Below are 15,893 nucleotides of genomic sequence, written 5' to 3'. Positions count from 1 at the left end.
CGATGGCAGGGACACGCAGACCGGTGGTGGCCGGCTGGTTCACCGACGACACCGTGCCTGAGGCGGAGTTCCGGCTGCTCGGCACCCGGTGCACGGCCTGCACGTCGGTGTTCTTCCCACGCGAGGACGACGCCTGCCGCAATCCGGTCTGCGCGGGCGGCGGCGAACTCGCCGAGGTCCCGCTCTCCCCGCGCGGCCGGGTCTGGTCGTACACCGACGGGCGCTACCGCCCGCCCGCCCCCTACGTGTCCGACCCGGACGCGCCCTGGGAGCCGTACACCCTCGTCGCCGTCGAGCTGGCGGCGGAGGCGATGGTGGTGCTCGGGCAGGCCGCTCCGGGCGTCACGACGGCCGACCTCGCGGTCGGGGCGGAGGTCGAGGTGGTACCCGGGGTCCTGAACGAGGACGACCGGCACATCTGGACCACCTGGAACTGGCGGCCGGTCGCGCGGCCGGAGCGGACCGACGCGGCGGAGCGGGAGGAGCGGTCGTGAACGACATCGCCGTGCTCGGAGCGGGCATGCACCCCTGGGGCAAGTGGGGCCGCGGCTTCGTCACCTACGGGACGGCCGCCGCCCGGGCCGCGCTGGCCGACGCGGGGCTCGACTGGACCGATGTCGGGTCGGTCGTCGGCGCCGACACCATGCGGTGCGGCTACCCGGGATACGTCGCCGGGGCGACCTTCGCCCAGGCCCTCGGGTGGCAGGGGGCGCGGGTCACCAGCGTGTACGCGGCCTGCGCGTCGGGCGCCCAGGCGATCGGGACCGCGCGGGCCCAGATCCTGGCCGGGCTCGCGGACGTGGTCCTGGTGGTCGGTGCGGACTCGACGCCCAAGGGCTTCTTCGCGCCGGCCGGCGGCGAGCGCCCCGACGACCCCGACTGGCTGCGGTTCCGGGTGCTCGGGGCCACCAACCCCGCCTACTTCGCCATGTACGCGCGCCGCAGGATGGCCCTCTACGGGGACACCCCCGAGGACTTCGCCCAGGTGAAGGTGAAGAACGCGGCGGCCGGAGCGCTCAATCCCCGGGCCCGCTACCGGGCCCGGGTGACCGCCGAGGAGGTCGCGGCATCCGCCGTCGTCGCCGATCCGCTGCGGCTCCTCGACATCTGCGCCACCTCGGACGGGGGCGCCGCGCTCGTCCTGTCCAGCATGGACTTCGCACGCCGCCGCGGACACCCCGACCCCGTCAGGGTCAGGGCCGTGTCGACGGTCTCCCCCACCTACCCCAGGGCCGTGCTCGACCTCCCCGACATCGCGACGGACTCGGCGGTTGCCGTCTCCCCCGCCACGCACGGCTTCCGCGCCTCCATCGCACGCGCCGCGTACGAGGAGGCGGGGATCGGGCCCGAGGACCTGTCCCTCGCGGAGGTCTACGACCTGTCCACGGCCCTGGAGCTGGAGTGGTACGAGGACATCGGCCTCTGCGCGGCGGGCGAGGGCGCCAAGCTGCTCAGGGACGGGGCCACTGCCCTCGGCGGACGGCTGCCCGTCAACACCAGCGGTGGGCTGGCCTCGTTCGGGGAGGCGGTGCCCGCGCAGGCCATCGCGCAGGTCTGCGAGCTGACCTGGCAGCTGCGGGGCACGGCGGGCGACCGGCAGGTGCCGGGGGCCCGGGTCGGCATCACGGCGAACCAGGGCCTGTTCGGGCACGGGTCCGCGGTGGTGGCGGTCCGGTGAGGGTCCCTACGGGCCGGGGGCCTCACCGCCCGGCCCGTAGGGGCTGAGGCCCCGGCCGTCAGGTCCCTCAGGTCGCGGCCGTCGCGTGGCTCCTGTCCGCGAGGACGAGGGCGTGCTCGACGACCGCCACCAGGACGTTCTTCACGGACTCGCGGTCGCGCGCGTCGCACATCAGCAGCTCGACCTCCGGGTCCAGGTCGAGCGCCCCGCGTACGCTCTCGGCGGGGAACCGCCGCGAGCCCTCGAAGCAGTTGACGGCCACCGTGAACGGGATGCCGCGCCGCTCGAAGTAGTCGATCGCCGCGAAGCTGTCCTCCAGGCGGCGGGTGTCCGCGAGGACGACCGCGCCGAGAGCGCCCTGCGCCAGCTCGTCCCACAGGAACCAGAAACGGTCCTGGCCGGGGGTGCCGAACAGGTACAGGACGAGATCCTCGCGGAGAGTGATCCGGCCGAAGTCCATGGCGACCGTGGTGGTCTTCTTGGCCTCGACCCCGTGCAGGTCGTCGACGGGCCGCCCCGCCTCGCTGAGGATCTCCTCGGTCCGCAGGGGACGGATCTCGCTGACCGCGCCGACCAGTGTCGTCTTGCCGACCCCGAACCCGCCCGCGACGAGGATCTTCAGGGTTGTCGGCTCGACGTACGACTGCTTGCGGCTAGAGCGCCCGAAGGCCATTGATCACCTCGCGGAGAATGCTCACGTCCGGCAGCTCGGCCGGCGGAACGGGGCGGGTCACATGGACGAGTTCGTCCTCGACGAGATCACCGACGAGAACCCGGACCACCCCTACGGGGAGGTCGAGTCCGGCGGCGAGCTCGGCGATCGACTGGGGCTGCTCGAAGCAGCGTTCGACGATCTCCACGTGTTCCGGGGAGAGCGACTGGTCCCGGCCGGGGTCGTCCGCGGCGGGTTCGGGAACGACCACCGCGATCAGGTCGAGTCGGTGACGGGTGGCGGCGCTCGTCCGTCCGCGGGTCATCGCGTACGGACGGACCACCGGCCCGGCCTCGTCGTCGAACCAGTGGTGGTGGCCGGGGGTGTGGCCCTGGTTCAGCTGGTTCCGCTCGGCTGCGTCAGTCATACCGTCCCGCTCACCCTCCCGAGGGCAGACCGGACCGGGGGGCCGTCGTGAGGTGGGCCCCGACCCGCTTCACCATCAGCGTCATCTCGTAGGCGACCTGGCCGACATCGGAGTCCGCGTCCGCGAGCACGGCCAGGCAGCTGCCGTCACCGGCGGCCGTAACGAACAGGAAGGCGTCCTCCAGCTCGACGACCGTCTGCCGCACCTTGCCCGCCTCGAAGTGGCGGCCGACGCCCTTGGCGAGGCTGTGGAAGCCGGAGGCCACGGCGGCCAGGTGCTCGCCGTCCTCGCGGGTCAGATCCCGGGAGGCGCCGGTGGGGAGGCCGTCGCTGGAGAGCACCAGGGCCTTCCGGATGGAGCCGACGCGCTGGACGAGCTCGTCCAGGAGCCAGTTCAGCTCGCCGTTTCCGTGAGCGTGGCCGGACGTGGTGCTGGGTGCTGCGGCGTTCGGTGCGGTCATCGACCGTCCCCCTCGGGTGTCGTTCCTGGTGCTGTCGGTTCGTCCGGAGCGGCGTTGTGCCGCCGGCCGCGCTGCCAGCCGCGCTGCATGGCGGCCATGCGCGCGCGTACCTCCTCGGCGTCGCGTTCGAAGGAGTCGGGGTCCGCGGCGCCGCTCGTACGGGCGTCGGCGCGGGCTCCCGTACCACCGTCGCCCGGGCCCTCGGAGGCGCGCAGCTGCGGCGCGAGGCTGGCCTGCCGGACACGGCGGGGCAGCCCGCCGAACGCCTCGGGGCTCCCCGGCGGTTCGGAACCCTCCGGAGCCGGCCGGGACTCCCGCGGCAGCGGGGGCTCCGGCGGGAGCGAGGCCTCCGGCGGTACGGGTACGAGGGTGGGTCCGGTGCTCCTGGCGGTCACGGGCCCGTCGGTGAGCCGGCCGGGGGCGGGATGCGCCCGGCCGGTGAGGGGCTGGTCGCGGTCCTGGAGGTGGTGTTCGCGGTCGCGGTCCTGCACGTGGTGGTCCCGGTCGGGGAGGTGGTGCTCGCGTTCCGGCTCGTCGACGCGACGGCCGTGGTCCACCACGAGCGTCGGCGTGCGGCGGCGCGGCAGCGGCACCGGAGCGAGGACCCCGCCGTCCGCGGAGTCGTCCTCCTCGCCCGGGCCGTCCGCCCGGTCCCGGGCCTGGCTCCGCTGCTCGTCGGCGGGCGCGAGCCCGGCGCGGCGCCGGCTGCGGGGCCGGAAGAGACCGCCGCGCTCGCTGTCGCTGTCGAGGAGGTCCGCGGAGCGGTCGAGGAGCACGTCGAAGTCCTCGGTGCCGATCGGCCCCTCGAGCTCGACGGGACCGTCCAGCGGGCCGGGCGCCCGGGTGACGTCGGGGACCCTGGCGAGCGCCGGGCGCCGGCTGGGCAGTACGCCGGTGTCGTCCGCGTCGTCGCCGGCCGGGCCGGTGCGCTCCAGGGTCTTGCGGTCCAGGCGGAATCCGGCGCCCTGGGTCTCGGGTGCGTCGGTGAGCAGCGCGGCCGGGATGAAGACGACCGCGGTGGTCCCCCCGTACGGCGAGGTCTGGAGCGAGACCCGGACGTTCTGGCGCTGGGCGAGCCGGCTGACGACGAAGAGGCCGAGGCGGTCGGTGTCCGAGAGCTCGAACTCGGGGGTCTCGGCGAGCCGGAGGTTGGCGTCCAGCAGGGCGTCGGGGTTCATGCCGAGGCCGCGGTCGTGGATCTCCAGGGTGAAGCCGTTGGCGACGCGCTCGCCGAGGACCTGGACGGCGGTGTGCGGGGGTGAGAACACCGTGGCGTTCTCGAGGAGTTCCGCGATGAGGTGGGTGAGGTCCGCGACGGCGGGGCCGCCGACGCCCAGGCGCGGGAGCCTGCGCACCTCGATCCGCTCGTAGTCCTCGACCTCGGCGACGGCCGCCCGGACCACGTCCATGAGCTGGACCGGCTTGCGCCACTGGCGGGACGGGGCCGCGCCGGAGAGGATGACGAGCCCCTCGGCGTGGCGGCGCATACGGGTGGTGAGGTGGTCGAGCCGGAAGAGGTCGGCCAGCTCGTCGGTGTCCTCGGTGCGCCGCTCCATGGTGTCGAGCAGGGTGAGCTGGCGGTGCAGCAGGACCTGGTTGCGGCGGGCGAGGTTGACGAACACCTCGGAGACGCCGCGGCGCAGCTCGGACTGCTTGACCGCGGCCTCGACGGCGGCGCGCTGGAGGGTGTTGAGGGCCTGGCCGACCCGGCCGACCTCGTCCTCCCCGTACACCAGGTGGGGCACCTCGGTGCCGACGTCGACCTGCTCGCCGGCGGCGAGCCTCCGCATCACGCTGGGCAGGCGGACGCCGGAGACCTCCTGGGCCTCCTTCTGGAGACGGCGCAGGTCGCGGACGAGCACACGGCCGATGCGGACGGAGATGACGATCGAGGCGAGCAGGGCGAGGAAGCCGAGGACGCCGGCGACGCCGACCTTGAGGAGGACGCTGTACGCGGCGGGCTGGACCCGGTCCTGGTAGCGGTCGCCCGCCGCGGTGTTCTCACGGGCGAGGTCGTCGAGGACGGGTCCCGCCTGGTCCTGCCAGTAGGCGGCGGTGACGGCGTTCGGGCTGTCGGTGGGGCCCTCTTCGATGATCGCGTTCTCGGCGGTGCGCAGCGGCCGGGTGTCGGGGCTGCGCCAGTACTTCTCGAAGTGGTCGCGTTCGGCGGCGGGCAGGAGTTCGAGGTTGACCTCGTAGAACTGGGTGCGGTTGGCGACCAGGTCGGAGATCGCGCGGATCTCCTCGGTGGTGACGCGGCCCGCGACGAGCGCGGAGAGGACGAGGGCGTCCTCCCGGGAAAGCAGCTCACGCGCGCGCGTGACGCCGACGAGTGCGCGGCCCTGCTTGTCCATCTCCACGTTCTCGAGGGCGTCGAGGGTGATGAGGAAGCTGTAGCAGGGGTCGACGAGGCGGTTGTAGAAGTCGAGGGCCTGCATCCGGCCGATGTCCCGTTTCTCCACCGAGCGGCGCAGCGAGCCGAGGCCGTCGAGCGCTTCGAGGAGGGAGGCCAGCCGTTGGGCGGTGACCGGCCGCATCTCCTCGCGTACGCCGGGGTCGGCGGCGTTGGCGCGAATGCGGGCGATCTGGCGGTCGGTGGCCTCGCGGGTCTGGTGCAGGGAGTCCAGGGCCTCGGAGCCCCGCGGGTCGGCGAGGTAGATGAGGGACTGCCGACGTTCGAGCTGGATGACCCTGGCGGTGTCCTCCAGGGGGTAGCCGATCTTCTCGACGACGTAGCGGACGTCGAGGAGTTGGTTGGCCTCGCGGCCGGTCAGGACCGTGGCGAACCCCCACAGGCCGGTGAGGGAGACGAGCGGTACGAGCAGCAACGCCACGATCTTCCGGCGGATGGACTTCCCGCGAAAGCGCATGGCCTCCCCCAGCTCGGCCCCCGTGCGCCACGGAGGTCCTTCACGTTCGTGACGTCCGGCGTCAACACGCGGCGTCAACCTTGAGTTTCAACAAACGGCGGCGTGAGCCTACTACTGCATCGAGGCCATCTCGAAGGCATGTCCGGGCTATTTTCAGCCTGTCGAGTGAGTCTTGATCATGAGATGTCCCGGTATTCGGGGAGTTGGGATCGGCCACTGTGGCGCAGGACACCTGGTGGTGTGCCATTTCTCCCGCCTGGGGGAGATGGCTGGAACTGTTCGCTCCGGTCGCCTGCGTCCCCGTTCATCCGGGGGCCGGGCGAAACCTTTTCCCTCCGGCGTGCGTCAATAAGTACGGGGAGGGCTCTGTCCGCGTAAACGCGCTCAAGACGGGCAGCCACCCCTGGAGTCGTTCAGTGGTGGGGAGTGACAGGACAATGGAACACGAGGCGCGGTCCACCCGGCAGTTGTGGGTGGAGGACGAGCGGGGCAGACAGCGGATGCCCGACCCCGTGCGCAATGCCGCGGTGCGCGCGGTGATGATCACGTCGGTGACGCTGATCCAGGCCGTGGTGGCCTTCTTCAGCAGCGTCGCCGGCTCATGGCTGGCGTTCCCGATCACCGTCACGGCGGTGGCCTCGACCGTCGTGGCCACCTGGAGCGTCCTCGACGTGTGGATCACCCGTCAGGTGTGGCGCCAGCGCAACGGCGTCGTGTCCGAGCCGAGCAGCACCGCACGTCCGCCGCTGCGCGCCAAGCGCGGAGCGGACCGGACGGAGAGGGCGCCGCTGTCCGAGGCCGCCTGAGGCGTACTCGGAACCGGCGGTACCAGGAGCAGTAACCGCGAGGAACGGCGAGCGGCCCGGCACCTTTTCTGGGGGCCGGGCCGCTCGCCGTCTCGCTAGTGGGATTCCGCGGGCGCCGGCGTCTGTGCCGGTTCGTCGGAGGTGTGGCGGCGGAACATCCGCGTCGCCGTGATCTCCCCGTGGATCGTCTCGCCCTCCCCGCCGGACTGCGGCAGGCCCGGACGCAGGTGCTCCTCCACGCTGATGTACTTCAGGCCGGCCCGCAGGTCCGCGTCGTTCCGGAGCCGGATGACGAGCGGGAACTCGGCGAGCGCCGTCGTGTCGAACAGGCCCGTCGTGTAGAGCAGCTGGACACCCAGCGCGTCCGACACGGCCCGCTGGAGCTCCAGGAGGTACGTGGCGTTGGCGCGGCCGATCGGGTTGTCGAGGAACAACGTGCCCGCGTGCCGGTGCTTGTCGCGGCCCCGGTCGTTGGAGCGGAGCGCCGCCATCGTGCAGTACAGCGCGATGGCCGCGGTGAGCAGCTGGCCGCCGGAGAACACGTCGCCCATCTGCCCGACGGGAACCCGCTCGGCGCGCAGCACCGCGTCCGGCTTGAGGATCTCCACGGAGACGCCCTTGGGTTCGAGCGCCGCCTGCACCCCGCGCAGCAGCAGGGACATGCCGTCGCGGCGCAGGTCGGAGTTCTTCTTGACGGCGGCCCGGGTGGCCTCGTCGACGACCTCGCCGAGCCGCTCCGCGAGGGTGGCCTGATCCGGCTCCTCGAAGCGGATCCGCAGGAACTCCTGGCCGGACCACTCCCCGAGGCCCTCGGGGAGCCGGGAGAGCCGCTGCGCGGAGCGGAGCGTGGCGAGCGAGGACTCCACGAGGCCCCGCAGCCGGTCCACGATCGAGTCCCGGTTGCGCTCCAGCTGCTCCAGCTCGTCGGTGAGGACCCGCAGCCGGGGCGCGAAGGCCTCGGCCCACTTGGCGGCGTGCTCGGGCAGCGCGGACGCCGGGAGTTCGCGGATCTGCTGGCGGGCCGGGGTGCGTACCTGCTCGTAACGGGTGGAGTTGGCGTGCCGTACGAGGATGTCGCTCGCCTCGCGCACGGCGGCGTCGGCGGAGGACAGCTCAGCCGTGCAGCCGCGCAGCGTGCGGCGGGCCTCGGAGGCCGTCGTACGGGCCTCCTCCAGGGTCCCGGGGTAGGCCTCGGCCTCCTCCCGCTCCTCGTCGGTGTGGTCGCGGAGCAGGTCGCGCAGGAGGGCCGCCGTCTCGTCGAAGCCGCCGACGGCGTCCTCGGCGGCCCGGTGGTCCCGCAGAAGTCCGGCGTGGGCGGCCCGGGCCGCTTCGAGGGCGTCGGTGCGGGAGGCGAGTTCGGTGGTGGCCGTACGCAGCAGGGCCTGCGCGCGCTCGGCGTCGGCGGGCACCTGGTCGTCGGGCAGCTCGGTGTGCGCCTCGCCGTCCTCGGGTGCGAGCCGTTCGGCCTCGCCGCGCAGCCGGCCGAGCTTCTCGCTCGCCTCCGACGCGCGGGTCTCCAGCATCTGGACCAGGGCCTCGGCGCGGGCCGCCGCCGCCTGCCGGGACGGGCCGTCGGCGCCGTCGGTGGACTCAAGGAGCTGTTCGGCACGGGTGCGGACCTTGTTGGTGAGCCGGTCCAGCTCGGCCACGGCGGCGGACTCGTCGCTCTCGGCGCGGGCCTGCTCGGCGCGCAGGTCGGCGCCGACGCCGACCTTCTCGTACAGCTGGGACGCGGCCCGGTAGGCCTCGCGCAGGGTGGGGAGCGCGGTGCGCGGCGCGGCGTCGTCCCCCTCGGGGAGGGTGTCCGGGGCGCCCGCGATCTCGGCGCGCTCGGCCCGCAGGGCGCGGGCGGTGCGGTGGGCGTCGTCGGCGGAGCGCTGGGTCGCGCGGCGGTCCTCGTCGGCGGCACGCGCGCGTTCCAGACAGGTCTGGGCGCGGGCCTCGGCCTCGGCGGCGTCGTCGGCGAGTTCACGGAGTTTGGCCTGCCAGGCGGACCGTTCGCGCAGCCGGAACGCCAGGCCCGCGAGGGCGTCGGCGACCCGGCGGGCGCGCTGGGCGGCGTCCTGGCGCTCGTCCCGTACCTGAGCGGCCTCGGCGGCGGCCTCGTCGGCCTCCGTACGTGCCGAACGGGCCTCGTCCAGGGTCGCGGCGGCGGCCTCCGCGGTCTCGCGGGCGGTCGCGGCGACGGCGGCGAGCTCGGCGAGCATGCCCGGCGGGCAGTCGGCGCGCCAGGCGCCGACGCGGGAGGCGAGGGAGCGGTCTCCGGCGAGCCGGGCGGCGAGGGTGCGGATCTCCTCGTCGCGGGCGGTGGCACGCGCGCGCAGCGCGTGGCGTTCCTCGTCGGCGGCGTGCTCGTCGTGCATGGCCGGGTTCGGCGGGACGAGGAAGACACCCGTGTCGTCCGTCGGGTCCTGCGCGGGTACGGGGGCGAGCAGCGCGGCGGCGGTGCCGACGGCAACGGCGGAGCGGGGCAGCAGGGCGGCGCCGCCGAGGACCTCGCGGGCGCGTCCGTACGAGACGGGGTCGGTGATCACGACGCCGTCGACGAGCTCCGGGCGCGCGGCGAGGACGCGGGCGTGGTCGGCCGGGTCCACGGCCTGCGCGAGGTAGCGCCAGCCGGGGAGGGCCGGGATGCCGTGCTCGCCGAGGTACTCGACGGTGGCGAGGACGTCGGGACCCGGCGGCAGCAGGCCGCCGTCGCCGAGCGCGCCGAGGATGCGGGAGTCGTCGGCGGCGGCGGTGCGCAGTTCGAAGAGCTGGCGCTCGGCGGAGGTGACGGCCTGGTCGAGCATGCCGCGCAGGTCGTCGGCGTACCGGTCGAACTCGGTGACGGTGAGCGGGCCCTGAGCCGCGGAGCCGGTGCCCTCCTCGGGCGCGTCCTCGGTGTCGGCTCCGGTGCCGGAGGTGACGGCCGCGCGCTGCCCGGGCAGGGGCGAGCCGGTGGCCGGGAGGCTCAGGAGTTCGGCGAGGCGTTCCTCGCCGGCGAGGAACTCGGCGGCCCTGCGCTCGGCGTCGTAGGCGTTGCCGGCGGCCTCGGCCGCGTCCGCGGCGCGGGCGGCGGCGAGTTCGGCGCGGGACTCGGCGCCCGCGGCCTCGCGCGCCCGGTCCGCCGCCACGCGCGCGATGTCGCGGGCGGTGTCCCAGGCGGCGACCGTGGTCTTCTCGGCGTCGCTCGCGGCGAGCGCGGCGCGGGCCGGGTCGGCGTCGGGGGCGGTGTCGTCGAGCCAGCCCGCCCGTACCGCCTCGGCGGTCTCCTGCTCGACCTCGGCGAGCCGCTGGCGCAGGTGCCCGGCCTCGCTGCGGGCCCGCTGGGCCTCGGTCGCGGCGGCCGTGGCGTCCCGGTGGGCGGTCTCGCCGGCCTCCTGGAGTGCGGTGGAGCGTTCCTCCTCCTCCGTCGCGTGCCGCTCGCCCTCCTCGGCGGCGGCGGCCAGGGCCCGTACGAGATCGGCGGCTGCCTCGGCGCGGGCGGCGAGGGCCGGTGCGGCGTCCCGCTCGGCCTCGCGGATGGCGGCGGCCACGCGCGCGGAGCGGTCGCCCGCGGCGCGGTGCCGGAGGACGACCTCGGCGGCCTGCCACGCGGAGTGCATCGTGCGGGCGTCGGTGAGTTCGCGGCGCTGGGAGGCCGCGCCCTTCTCCGCGACGGCCAGCGCGAGGGAGGCGTGCCGGTAGGCGAGTTCGGCGGCGATGAGGGCGCCGCGCCCGCGCCCGGTCTCGGCCTCGGCGACGGCATGGGCGGCGGAGGTGACCTGCTGGGCGAGTTCGGCCCCGCGCGCCCGCTCCACGGCGGCGCGGGCGGAGAGCCGGCGGGCCAGGGTGCGGGTGCGGCGCTCGGCCGCCGTATGGATCTCGCGCGCGTGGGAGCGGGTTTCGGCGGCCTCGACGATCCGGTTGAGGAGGTCGACGGAACCGGCGGTGAACGCGCGCTCTGCGTTCAGCTCGGCGCGGCGGCCCAGCTTGTTGCCGAAACCGCCGACGAGGTCCGCGAGGCCGTCGGTGTCCCGGGTGTCGGTGACCGCGCGCAGCAGCAGGTCGGTGAAGTCGGAGTCCTTCTTGACCGCGAAGAGGCCGGCGGCCTCGCCCTCGTCGGCATTCATCTCGCGCTGGTAGCGGAAGAGTTCGGGGTCGAGACCCAGCTCACCGAGGTGCTCGTTCCAGCGGTCGTGGATCTCCTCCCAGTAGACCTCCAGGTGCGGGTACGCCTTGCCGGCCTCCGTGATCGCGTCGCGGAAGCCCTTCATCGTGCGGCGGCGGCCGGTCGCGCCGGAGGCGCCCTCGACGGGCGGGCGGACGGAGGTCGCCTCGGCGACGGGGAGGTTGTCCAGGCTCAGTCCGGGGCCGGGCCGGAAGGAGTACCAGCCCTCGGCGAACTTCCTCGGGTCGGAGGAGACCTGCCGTCCGCGCCACTCGCTGGCCTTGCCGACGACGACGAGCTCTCCGGTGAGGGTGTGCTGCCACTCCAGGGCGACGTGTCCGCAGTCGTCGGCGAGGAGGAACTTGCGCAGGACGCCGGAACTGGCGCCGCCCAGGGTGTTGCGGTGGCCGGGGAGCATGACCGAGAAGATCAGCTTGAGGAGGACGGACTTGCCGCCGCCGTTCTCCAGGAAGAGCACGCCCGCGGGGGCGGGGCGGCGCGGCGGTCCTACCGGTTCCTCCTCGAAGAACTCCGCCTGGGTGGGGGCGGGGTGGGGCACGGGCGCGCCGACCCCGCGCAGGTCCAGGACGGTGTCGGCGTAACGCGCACCGGCGGGGCCGATGGAGTAGAGGCGGACCCGGGACAGCTCGTACATGCGGCGGACTCTCGTCGTCTCGTTCGGGTGGTGCGCGGGTGTTACGGGTGGAAGGGCAGGCCGGCGTCGGCCGCGAGTTCCAGGTCGTCGCCCTCGGGCGGCGGGAGGAGGGTCGCGGAGCCGTCGCTGACGGGGACGACGCCGAGTTCGAGGAGTTCGGCCATGGCGGCGGAGCCGGCCATGTCACGGACCTGGAGCTGGTAGCGGGCGGTGGTGCGGTAGGAACCGCCGCCCTCGTCGCCGGTGCGCTGGAGGAAGCCGGAGTCGGTGAGGAAGGCGGCGGCCTTGCCGACGATGCCGGTGGTCGATCCGGCGAGACGGCGGGCGTCCTTGGTGGCGCCGGTCGCGCTGCGGCGGGCGTAGATCCGCCAGGCGGCCTCCAGGCCGGGGGCGTCGGAGGCGGGGTCGGTGTTCTCGCCCTGCTCCTCGGCGCGCTGTTCGAGCCGCAGACAGGCCTGGCGTACGAACGCGTCGACGCCGTTGACGGTGAGGCGGCCGATGTACGCGTCGTCCGCGAGGTCCTCGGGGCGGGGGAACGCCATGGCCGCGACGGCGAGGTGGGCCAGGCCGTGCAGGAACCGGTCGGCGGAGTCCGTGGACGCACGGCGGGCGTAGTCGCCCATCCGGACGGCGAAGACGGAGTCCTCGCCCGCGGTCACGGCCATCCCCGCGCGCGGGGAGACCTCCAGCACGACGAGGCCCAGGCCGGTGGCGACGGCGTCGGCCAGGCGCGCGAAGGCGGGGTTCTCGCGGTAGCGGCGGAGCAGTTCGCCGTACTCGGCGTCACGGGCCGGGAGCAGCTTGGGCTGGAGCCCGAAGGAGACGAGCCGGGCCGCGTCGGACGCGTCGGCGGGGGTCACGGCGGGCGCGGTGGCGGCGGCGCTCGGTGAGGCGGCCGGGGGCTGCGGGGGCTCCGGCTCGCTCCACGCGTCGGCGTACTCGGCGTGGGTTTCGCTCACGGCTGGGGCTCCTCGGTACGGCTCTCGGTCGGTGACGGGGTCGTGGGTGACGCGGGCGCGGGCGGCGTCGGGGTCAGGGGTGATCCGGGCGCCGGGGGTGCTGGCCGCGTCGGTGTCGCTACGGGGCGGGGCACGGGCAGCGGGACCGGGGTGACGGTCGTCGGCGCGGGGCGCTCGACGGGCGCGGCCGGTCCGTCCGTGAGGCGCACGGCGCGCACGGACGGGAGGGCTCTCCGCCTGGCAGGCACCGCGCGGGCGGGCTCCGGCACGGCCACGACACCGAACCGGGGCGGGCCACCGGGCACGGCCGGCCGGGGCCGTTCGTCGCCGCCGGCCGCCGACGCGGGGGCGGGCGGGTCGACGAGGACGGGGTGGAGACGGGGGCCGGGGGCGGGTGCGGGCGGGGGGACCTGCGTGGGTACGGGTGTGAGCACCGGCAGCGGCTCGGCCTCAGGGGCCGCCAGCGCCTCGGGCTGGTTCTCCGGCACCCGTACACGCGCGCGCGTGGGGACGGTCGCCCGCTGCGGCTCCGGCCGGGACGGCTGCTCGGGGCGCCTGCTCGTGGTGCGGGGCTCCGGGGCCGACGTGGTCGCGTGGGGGCCGGTTTCCGTCGGGTCCGCCGGCACGGTCGTCGGGACGAGGGTCACGAGGCCTCCGTGCGGTCGGCGGCCATGCCCGCCGCGTCGAGCAGGGCCGTGCCGACGATGAGGTCCGCGCCGCCGAACTCGGGGTCGTCGAGCGGGGTCCCGTCGTCGACGGCGAACAGCAGGCGCTCCTCGCCCTGCCGGTAGGCCGTGCCGACCGGCGGGCTCGCCGCGTGGACGGCGAGCAGGGCGACGAGGTACGGCAGGTCGGCGTCGAGGCCGCGGGCCTCCGCGAGGAGTCCGGAGAGGCGGCGCGGGGCGTCGTGCTCCAGGTCGAGCAGGCGCAGGGCGCTCGCGAGCTGCTCCTCGCTGAAACGGGAGTCGTCGGGGGTGGCGATGAGGTCGGGCTCGGGCATCTCCGCGCCGAGGTGCTCGCGCTCCACGGGCGGGGTGAGGAGCAGGTCGACGAGGTCGCCGAGGCGTACGGAGGCGGGGGTGCGCAGTCCGGTGCCCTTGGCGAAGAAGGCGTCGGTGACCCGGGCTGCCTGCTCCACGGGGAGCGGCAGGGTCGGCGCGACGAGCTGCCCGTACAGGTCGAGTCCGGTGTACGCGGTGGGGGCTGCGAACGCCTGCCGGTCCTGCTCGGCGCGGAACAGCGGGCCGGCGTCCAGCAGGCGGGACTGGAGCTGGGTGTGGCGCCGGATGCAGTCCTTCACTATGTCGACGAGCTCGGCGGCGCGCCGCTTGTGCTCGGCCGTCTTGGCGTCGGACGCGGCCTCGGCCTCGTCGCGGGCCCGGCGGATGTTGGTGAGGATGGCGTTCTCGTGGCGGTAGCGGTCGGCGACGTGGTCGAGCGCCTCCGCGATCATGTCGGGAACCGCGTTCAGCCAGTCCACCGCGCGCACATTGCGCCGGGTGGCCTCCAGGGTCTTGCGGAGAGTCTCGGCGTACTGCACGGTCCGGTAGCGCGCCTGCTCGGCGGCGAGCTGGGCGTCGGCGAGGCGGCCCCGGTTGATGAGGACCTCCAGCTTCACCTCGGCGGCGATCTGGGCGCTGGTGACGTCGGTGTCGAGGGCGCCGACGAGGACGTTGACCGCTTCGTCGGTCGTCCGGAGGTACACACCGCCGCCGTACCCCGGGACCTCCTCGATGAGCTTGAAGTCGTAGTCCCTGCGGACGTACACGCCGTCGGCCCCGAAGGTTCCGTAGACGGCGCGGAAGCCGCGGTCGACGCTGCCGACGTTGATCAGGTTCTCCAGGACCCAGCGGGCCACGCGCTCGTGCTCGGCGGCGGGGCGGGTGGGGGCCTGGGCGGCGACGCGGGGCAGCAGGCGGGCCACGATCTGCTCGTGGTCGGCGCCGGTGTCGAAGTCCATGTTCAGCGTGATGAGGTCGATCGCGGAGAGGGCCACCTCGGCCATCGCGTAGACCGTGTACTCGCCGGCCAGGTTCGCCTTGCGGGCGTCGAGGTCATGGAGCGGGGCGGTGCACGCGAGCGCGCGGAGGCGCCGCGCGAGCCCTTCGTCGGCGGCCGGACCCTGCGCGGGCCGCGGCCCCGCGCTGAGCTGGGGCGGAGCGAGGTCCGTCGAGGCAGGCGAAGTCACGGTGCACAGATTAGGTCCTCGAACTGACAACGGTCGAAACGGCGCAGATGCGACCGGGCTCGCGGAGGGGGTCCGGAGGCGTCCGACGCGGGTCCGGACGGTGCCTTGAGAGCGTCCGGAAGTGACCCTGGCGTGGCCCCCGACGTGGGTCCGGAGCCCGGCCCGAGGGCACCTCGGGCTGTCCCGGGGCGTCAGCCGGCCCGGCCCGCCGGGGCGTCGACCGCCCGCGCGTAGGCGGCGGCGACGCGGGTGCGGGAGTCGTCGAGGTAGCGGGCGAGAAGCCGTTCTGCGGTGATCCGCTCCCCGGCGCGCAGCGCGTCCAGGATCTCCCGGTTGCGGGCGAGGTAGGGCTCGTGGAGCACGCGGGGGTCGCCGACGACGTGGAAGGCGAGGCGGAGTTCGGCGAGGACGCCCCGCATCAGCTCGTCGGTACGGGCGCTGCCCGCGAGGGCGACGAGTTCGCGGTGGAAGTGGATGTTGGCCGTGGAGACCTCCCGCCACGCACCCGCGTGAGCGGCGGTCTCACCGGCCAGGACGGCGGCGGCGAGACCGTCGAGGCGGTACGGCGGCTGCCCGAGGCCGCGCACGACGGCGCACTCGACGAGGCGCCGGGTGCGGTGGATGTCTTCCACGTCGTCGGCGGTCAGGACCCGGACGAAGACCCCGCGGTTGAGTTCGTGGACGAGCAGACGTTCGTGGGTGAGGAGCCGGAAGGCCTCGCGCAGGGTGTTGCGGGAGACGCCGAGGGCGCCGCCGATGCTGTCCTCGGAGAGCCGGGTGCCGGGCGGGAAGTAGCCCTCCGCGACCCGGCTGCGCAGGATGTCCGCGACGCGCTCCGCGGTGCTGGTGCGCCCGAGCAGCGCACGGTCGTCGGCCAGGTCCCCGGCTTCGCTCGCTGCCACGGGCTCTCCCTCTCGTACGTCGTCCCGCACGGCGCCCCCCCGGTGTGCGCGGCGAGTCAACCGCACGGCCCGGGGACTGACAACCGTCATCTTGTCGGATCGTTCAACGATCCTCTACGTTGACCGCACCGTACGGTCCCCGTGCCGCCCCGGCACGCCCTCCC

At 74.6% G+C, this 15,893-nt stretch carries 12 protein-coding genes; 3 read left to right on the top strand and 9 right to left on the bottom strand.

The features are described 5' to 3' along the window. The first annotated feature begins 2 nt into the window (after positions 1-2). Complete coding sequence (locus tag ABT154_RS29025; RefSeq protein WP_351860613.1) at positions 3-494, top strand: Zn-ribbon domain-containing OB-fold protein; 492 nt, start codon at positions 3-5, stop codon at positions 492-494. Between the two features lie 26 nt (positions 495-520). Beyond that, the gene (locus ABT154_RS29020; RefSeq protein ID WP_351860649.1) at positions 521-1,678 is read left to right on the top strand and encodes a lipid-transfer protein; all 1,158 of its coding nucleotides are present in this window, start codon (positions 521-523) and stop codon (positions 1,676-1,678) included. Positions 1,679-1,745: 67 nt separating this feature from the next. Here the strand turns inward: ABT154_RS29020 and ABT154_RS29015 are convergent, their stop codons facing one another. From ABT154_RS29015 to ABT154_RS29000, 4 genes are read right to left on the bottom strand one after another with little or no spacing between them, the layout of a single operon-like run. Next, positions 1,746-2,351, bottom strand: a complete 606-nt coding sequence (locus ABT154_RS29015) for a GTP-binding protein (protein WP_351860611.1) — start codon at positions 2,349-2,351, stop codon at positions 1,746-1,748. After that, entirely contained in the window at positions 2,332-2,757 is a 426-nt protein-coding gene (locus ABT154_RS29010; protein WP_317877830.1) for a DUF742 domain-containing protein, read from the bottom strand. The genes ABT154_RS29015 and ABT154_RS29010 overlap by 20 nt, the downstream gene beginning before the upstream one ends. Positions 2,758-2,767: 10 nt before the next feature. Next, positions 2,768-3,217, bottom strand: coding sequence for a roadblock/LC7 domain-containing protein (locus ABT154_RS29005; RefSeq protein ID WP_351860609.1), 450 nt, complete (start codon positions 3,215-3,217; stop codon positions 2,768-2,770). Next, positions 3,214-6,087, bottom strand: coding sequence for a nitrate- and nitrite sensing domain-containing protein (locus tag ABT154_RS29000; protein ID WP_351860607.1), 2,874 nt, complete (start codon positions 6,085-6,087; stop codon positions 3,214-3,216). The genes ABT154_RS29005 and ABT154_RS29000 overlap by 4 nt, the downstream gene beginning before the upstream one ends. Before the next feature lie 437 nt (positions 6,088-6,524). Between ABT154_RS29000 and ABT154_RS28995 the strand changes: the two genes are divergently transcribed. Then, entirely contained in the window at positions 6,525-6,893 is a 369-nt protein-coding gene (locus ABT154_RS28995) for a hypothetical protein (protein WP_351860605.1), read from the top strand. 95 nt (positions 6,894-6,988) lie between these two features. On the opposite strand, the gene ABT154_RS28990 is transcribed toward ABT154_RS28995, so the two are convergent. The 5 genes from ABT154_RS28990 to ABT154_RS28970 all read right to left on the bottom strand — a co-directional run bounded on the left by ABT154_RS28990 (position 6,989) and on the right by ABT154_RS28970 (position 15,729). Further along, positions 6,989-11,680 (bottom strand): hypothetical protein, encoded by a 4,692-nt coding sequence (locus tag ABT154_RS28990; RefSeq protein ID WP_351860604.1) that lies wholly within the window; start codon positions 11,678-11,680, stop codon positions 6,989-6,991. A 41-nt stretch (positions 11,681-11,721) separates the two neighbouring features. Beyond that, positions 11,722-12,639, bottom strand: a complete 918-nt coding sequence (locus tag ABT154_RS28985) for a hypothetical protein (RefSeq protein WP_351860602.1) — start codon at positions 12,637-12,639, stop codon at positions 11,722-11,724. Beyond that, complete coding sequence (locus ABT154_RS28980) at positions 12,636-13,286, bottom strand: hypothetical protein (RefSeq protein ID WP_351860600.1); 651 nt, start codon at positions 13,284-13,286, stop codon at positions 12,636-12,638. Before ABT154_RS28980 ends, ABT154_RS28985 begins: the two co-directional genes overlap by 4 nt. Then, a complete protein-coding gene (locus ABT154_RS28975; RefSeq protein ID WP_351860599.1) occupies positions 13,283-14,827 on the bottom strand; it encodes a hypothetical protein in 1,545 nt (514 codons plus the stop codon). Before ABT154_RS28975 ends, ABT154_RS28980 begins: the two co-directional genes overlap by 4 nt. Positions 14,828-15,018: 191 nt before the next feature. Further along, positions 15,019-15,729, bottom strand: a complete 711-nt coding sequence (locus ABT154_RS28970; RefSeq protein ID WP_351860597.1) for a GntR family transcriptional regulator — start codon at positions 15,727-15,729, stop codon at positions 15,019-15,021. Between the last annotated feature and the right edge of the window lie 164 nt (positions 15,730-15,893).

This window comes from Streptomyces sp. NPDC001728 (assembly GCF_040297565.1).
Classification (GTDB): domain Bacteria; phylum Actinomycetota; class Actinomycetes; order Streptomycetales; family Streptomycetaceae; genus Streptomyces.
Note: the sequence above shows the minus strand (reverse complement) of the source record. Positions and strands in the feature narration are given on the sequence as shown.

Bases quoted from the DNA above. Each gene is read 5' to 3' on its own strand.
- ABT154_RS29025 (WP_351860613.1), top strand. From the start codon at position 3: ATGGCAGGGACACGCAGACCGGTGGTGGCCGGCTGGTTCACCGACGAC.
- ABT154_RS29020 (WP_351860649.1), top strand. From the start codon at position 521: ATGCACCCCTGGGGCAAGTGGGGCCGCGGCTTCGTCACCTACGGGACG.
- ABT154_RS29015 (WP_351860611.1), bottom strand. From the start codon at position 2,351: ATGGCCTTCGGGCGCTCTAGCCGCAAGCAGTCGTACGTCGAGCCGACA.
- ABT154_RS29010 (WP_317877830.1), bottom strand. From the start codon at position 2,757: ATGACTGACGCAGCCGAGCGGAACCAGCTGAACCAGGGCCACACCCCC.
- ABT154_RS29005 (WP_351860609.1), bottom strand. From the start codon at position 3,217: ATGACCGCACCGAACGCCGCAGCACCCAGCACCACGTCCGGCCACGCT.
- ABT154_RS29000 (WP_351860607.1), bottom strand. From the start codon at position 6,087: ATGCGCTTTCGCGGGAAGTCCATCCGCCGGAAGATCGTGGCGTTGCTG.
- ABT154_RS28995 (WP_351860605.1), top strand. From the start codon at position 6,525: ATGGAACACGAGGCGCGGTCCACCCGGCAGTTGTGGGTGGAGGACGAG.
- ABT154_RS28990 (WP_351860604.1), bottom strand. From the start codon at position 11,680: ATGTACGAGCTGTCCCGGGTCCGCCTCTACTCCATCGGCCCCGCCGGT.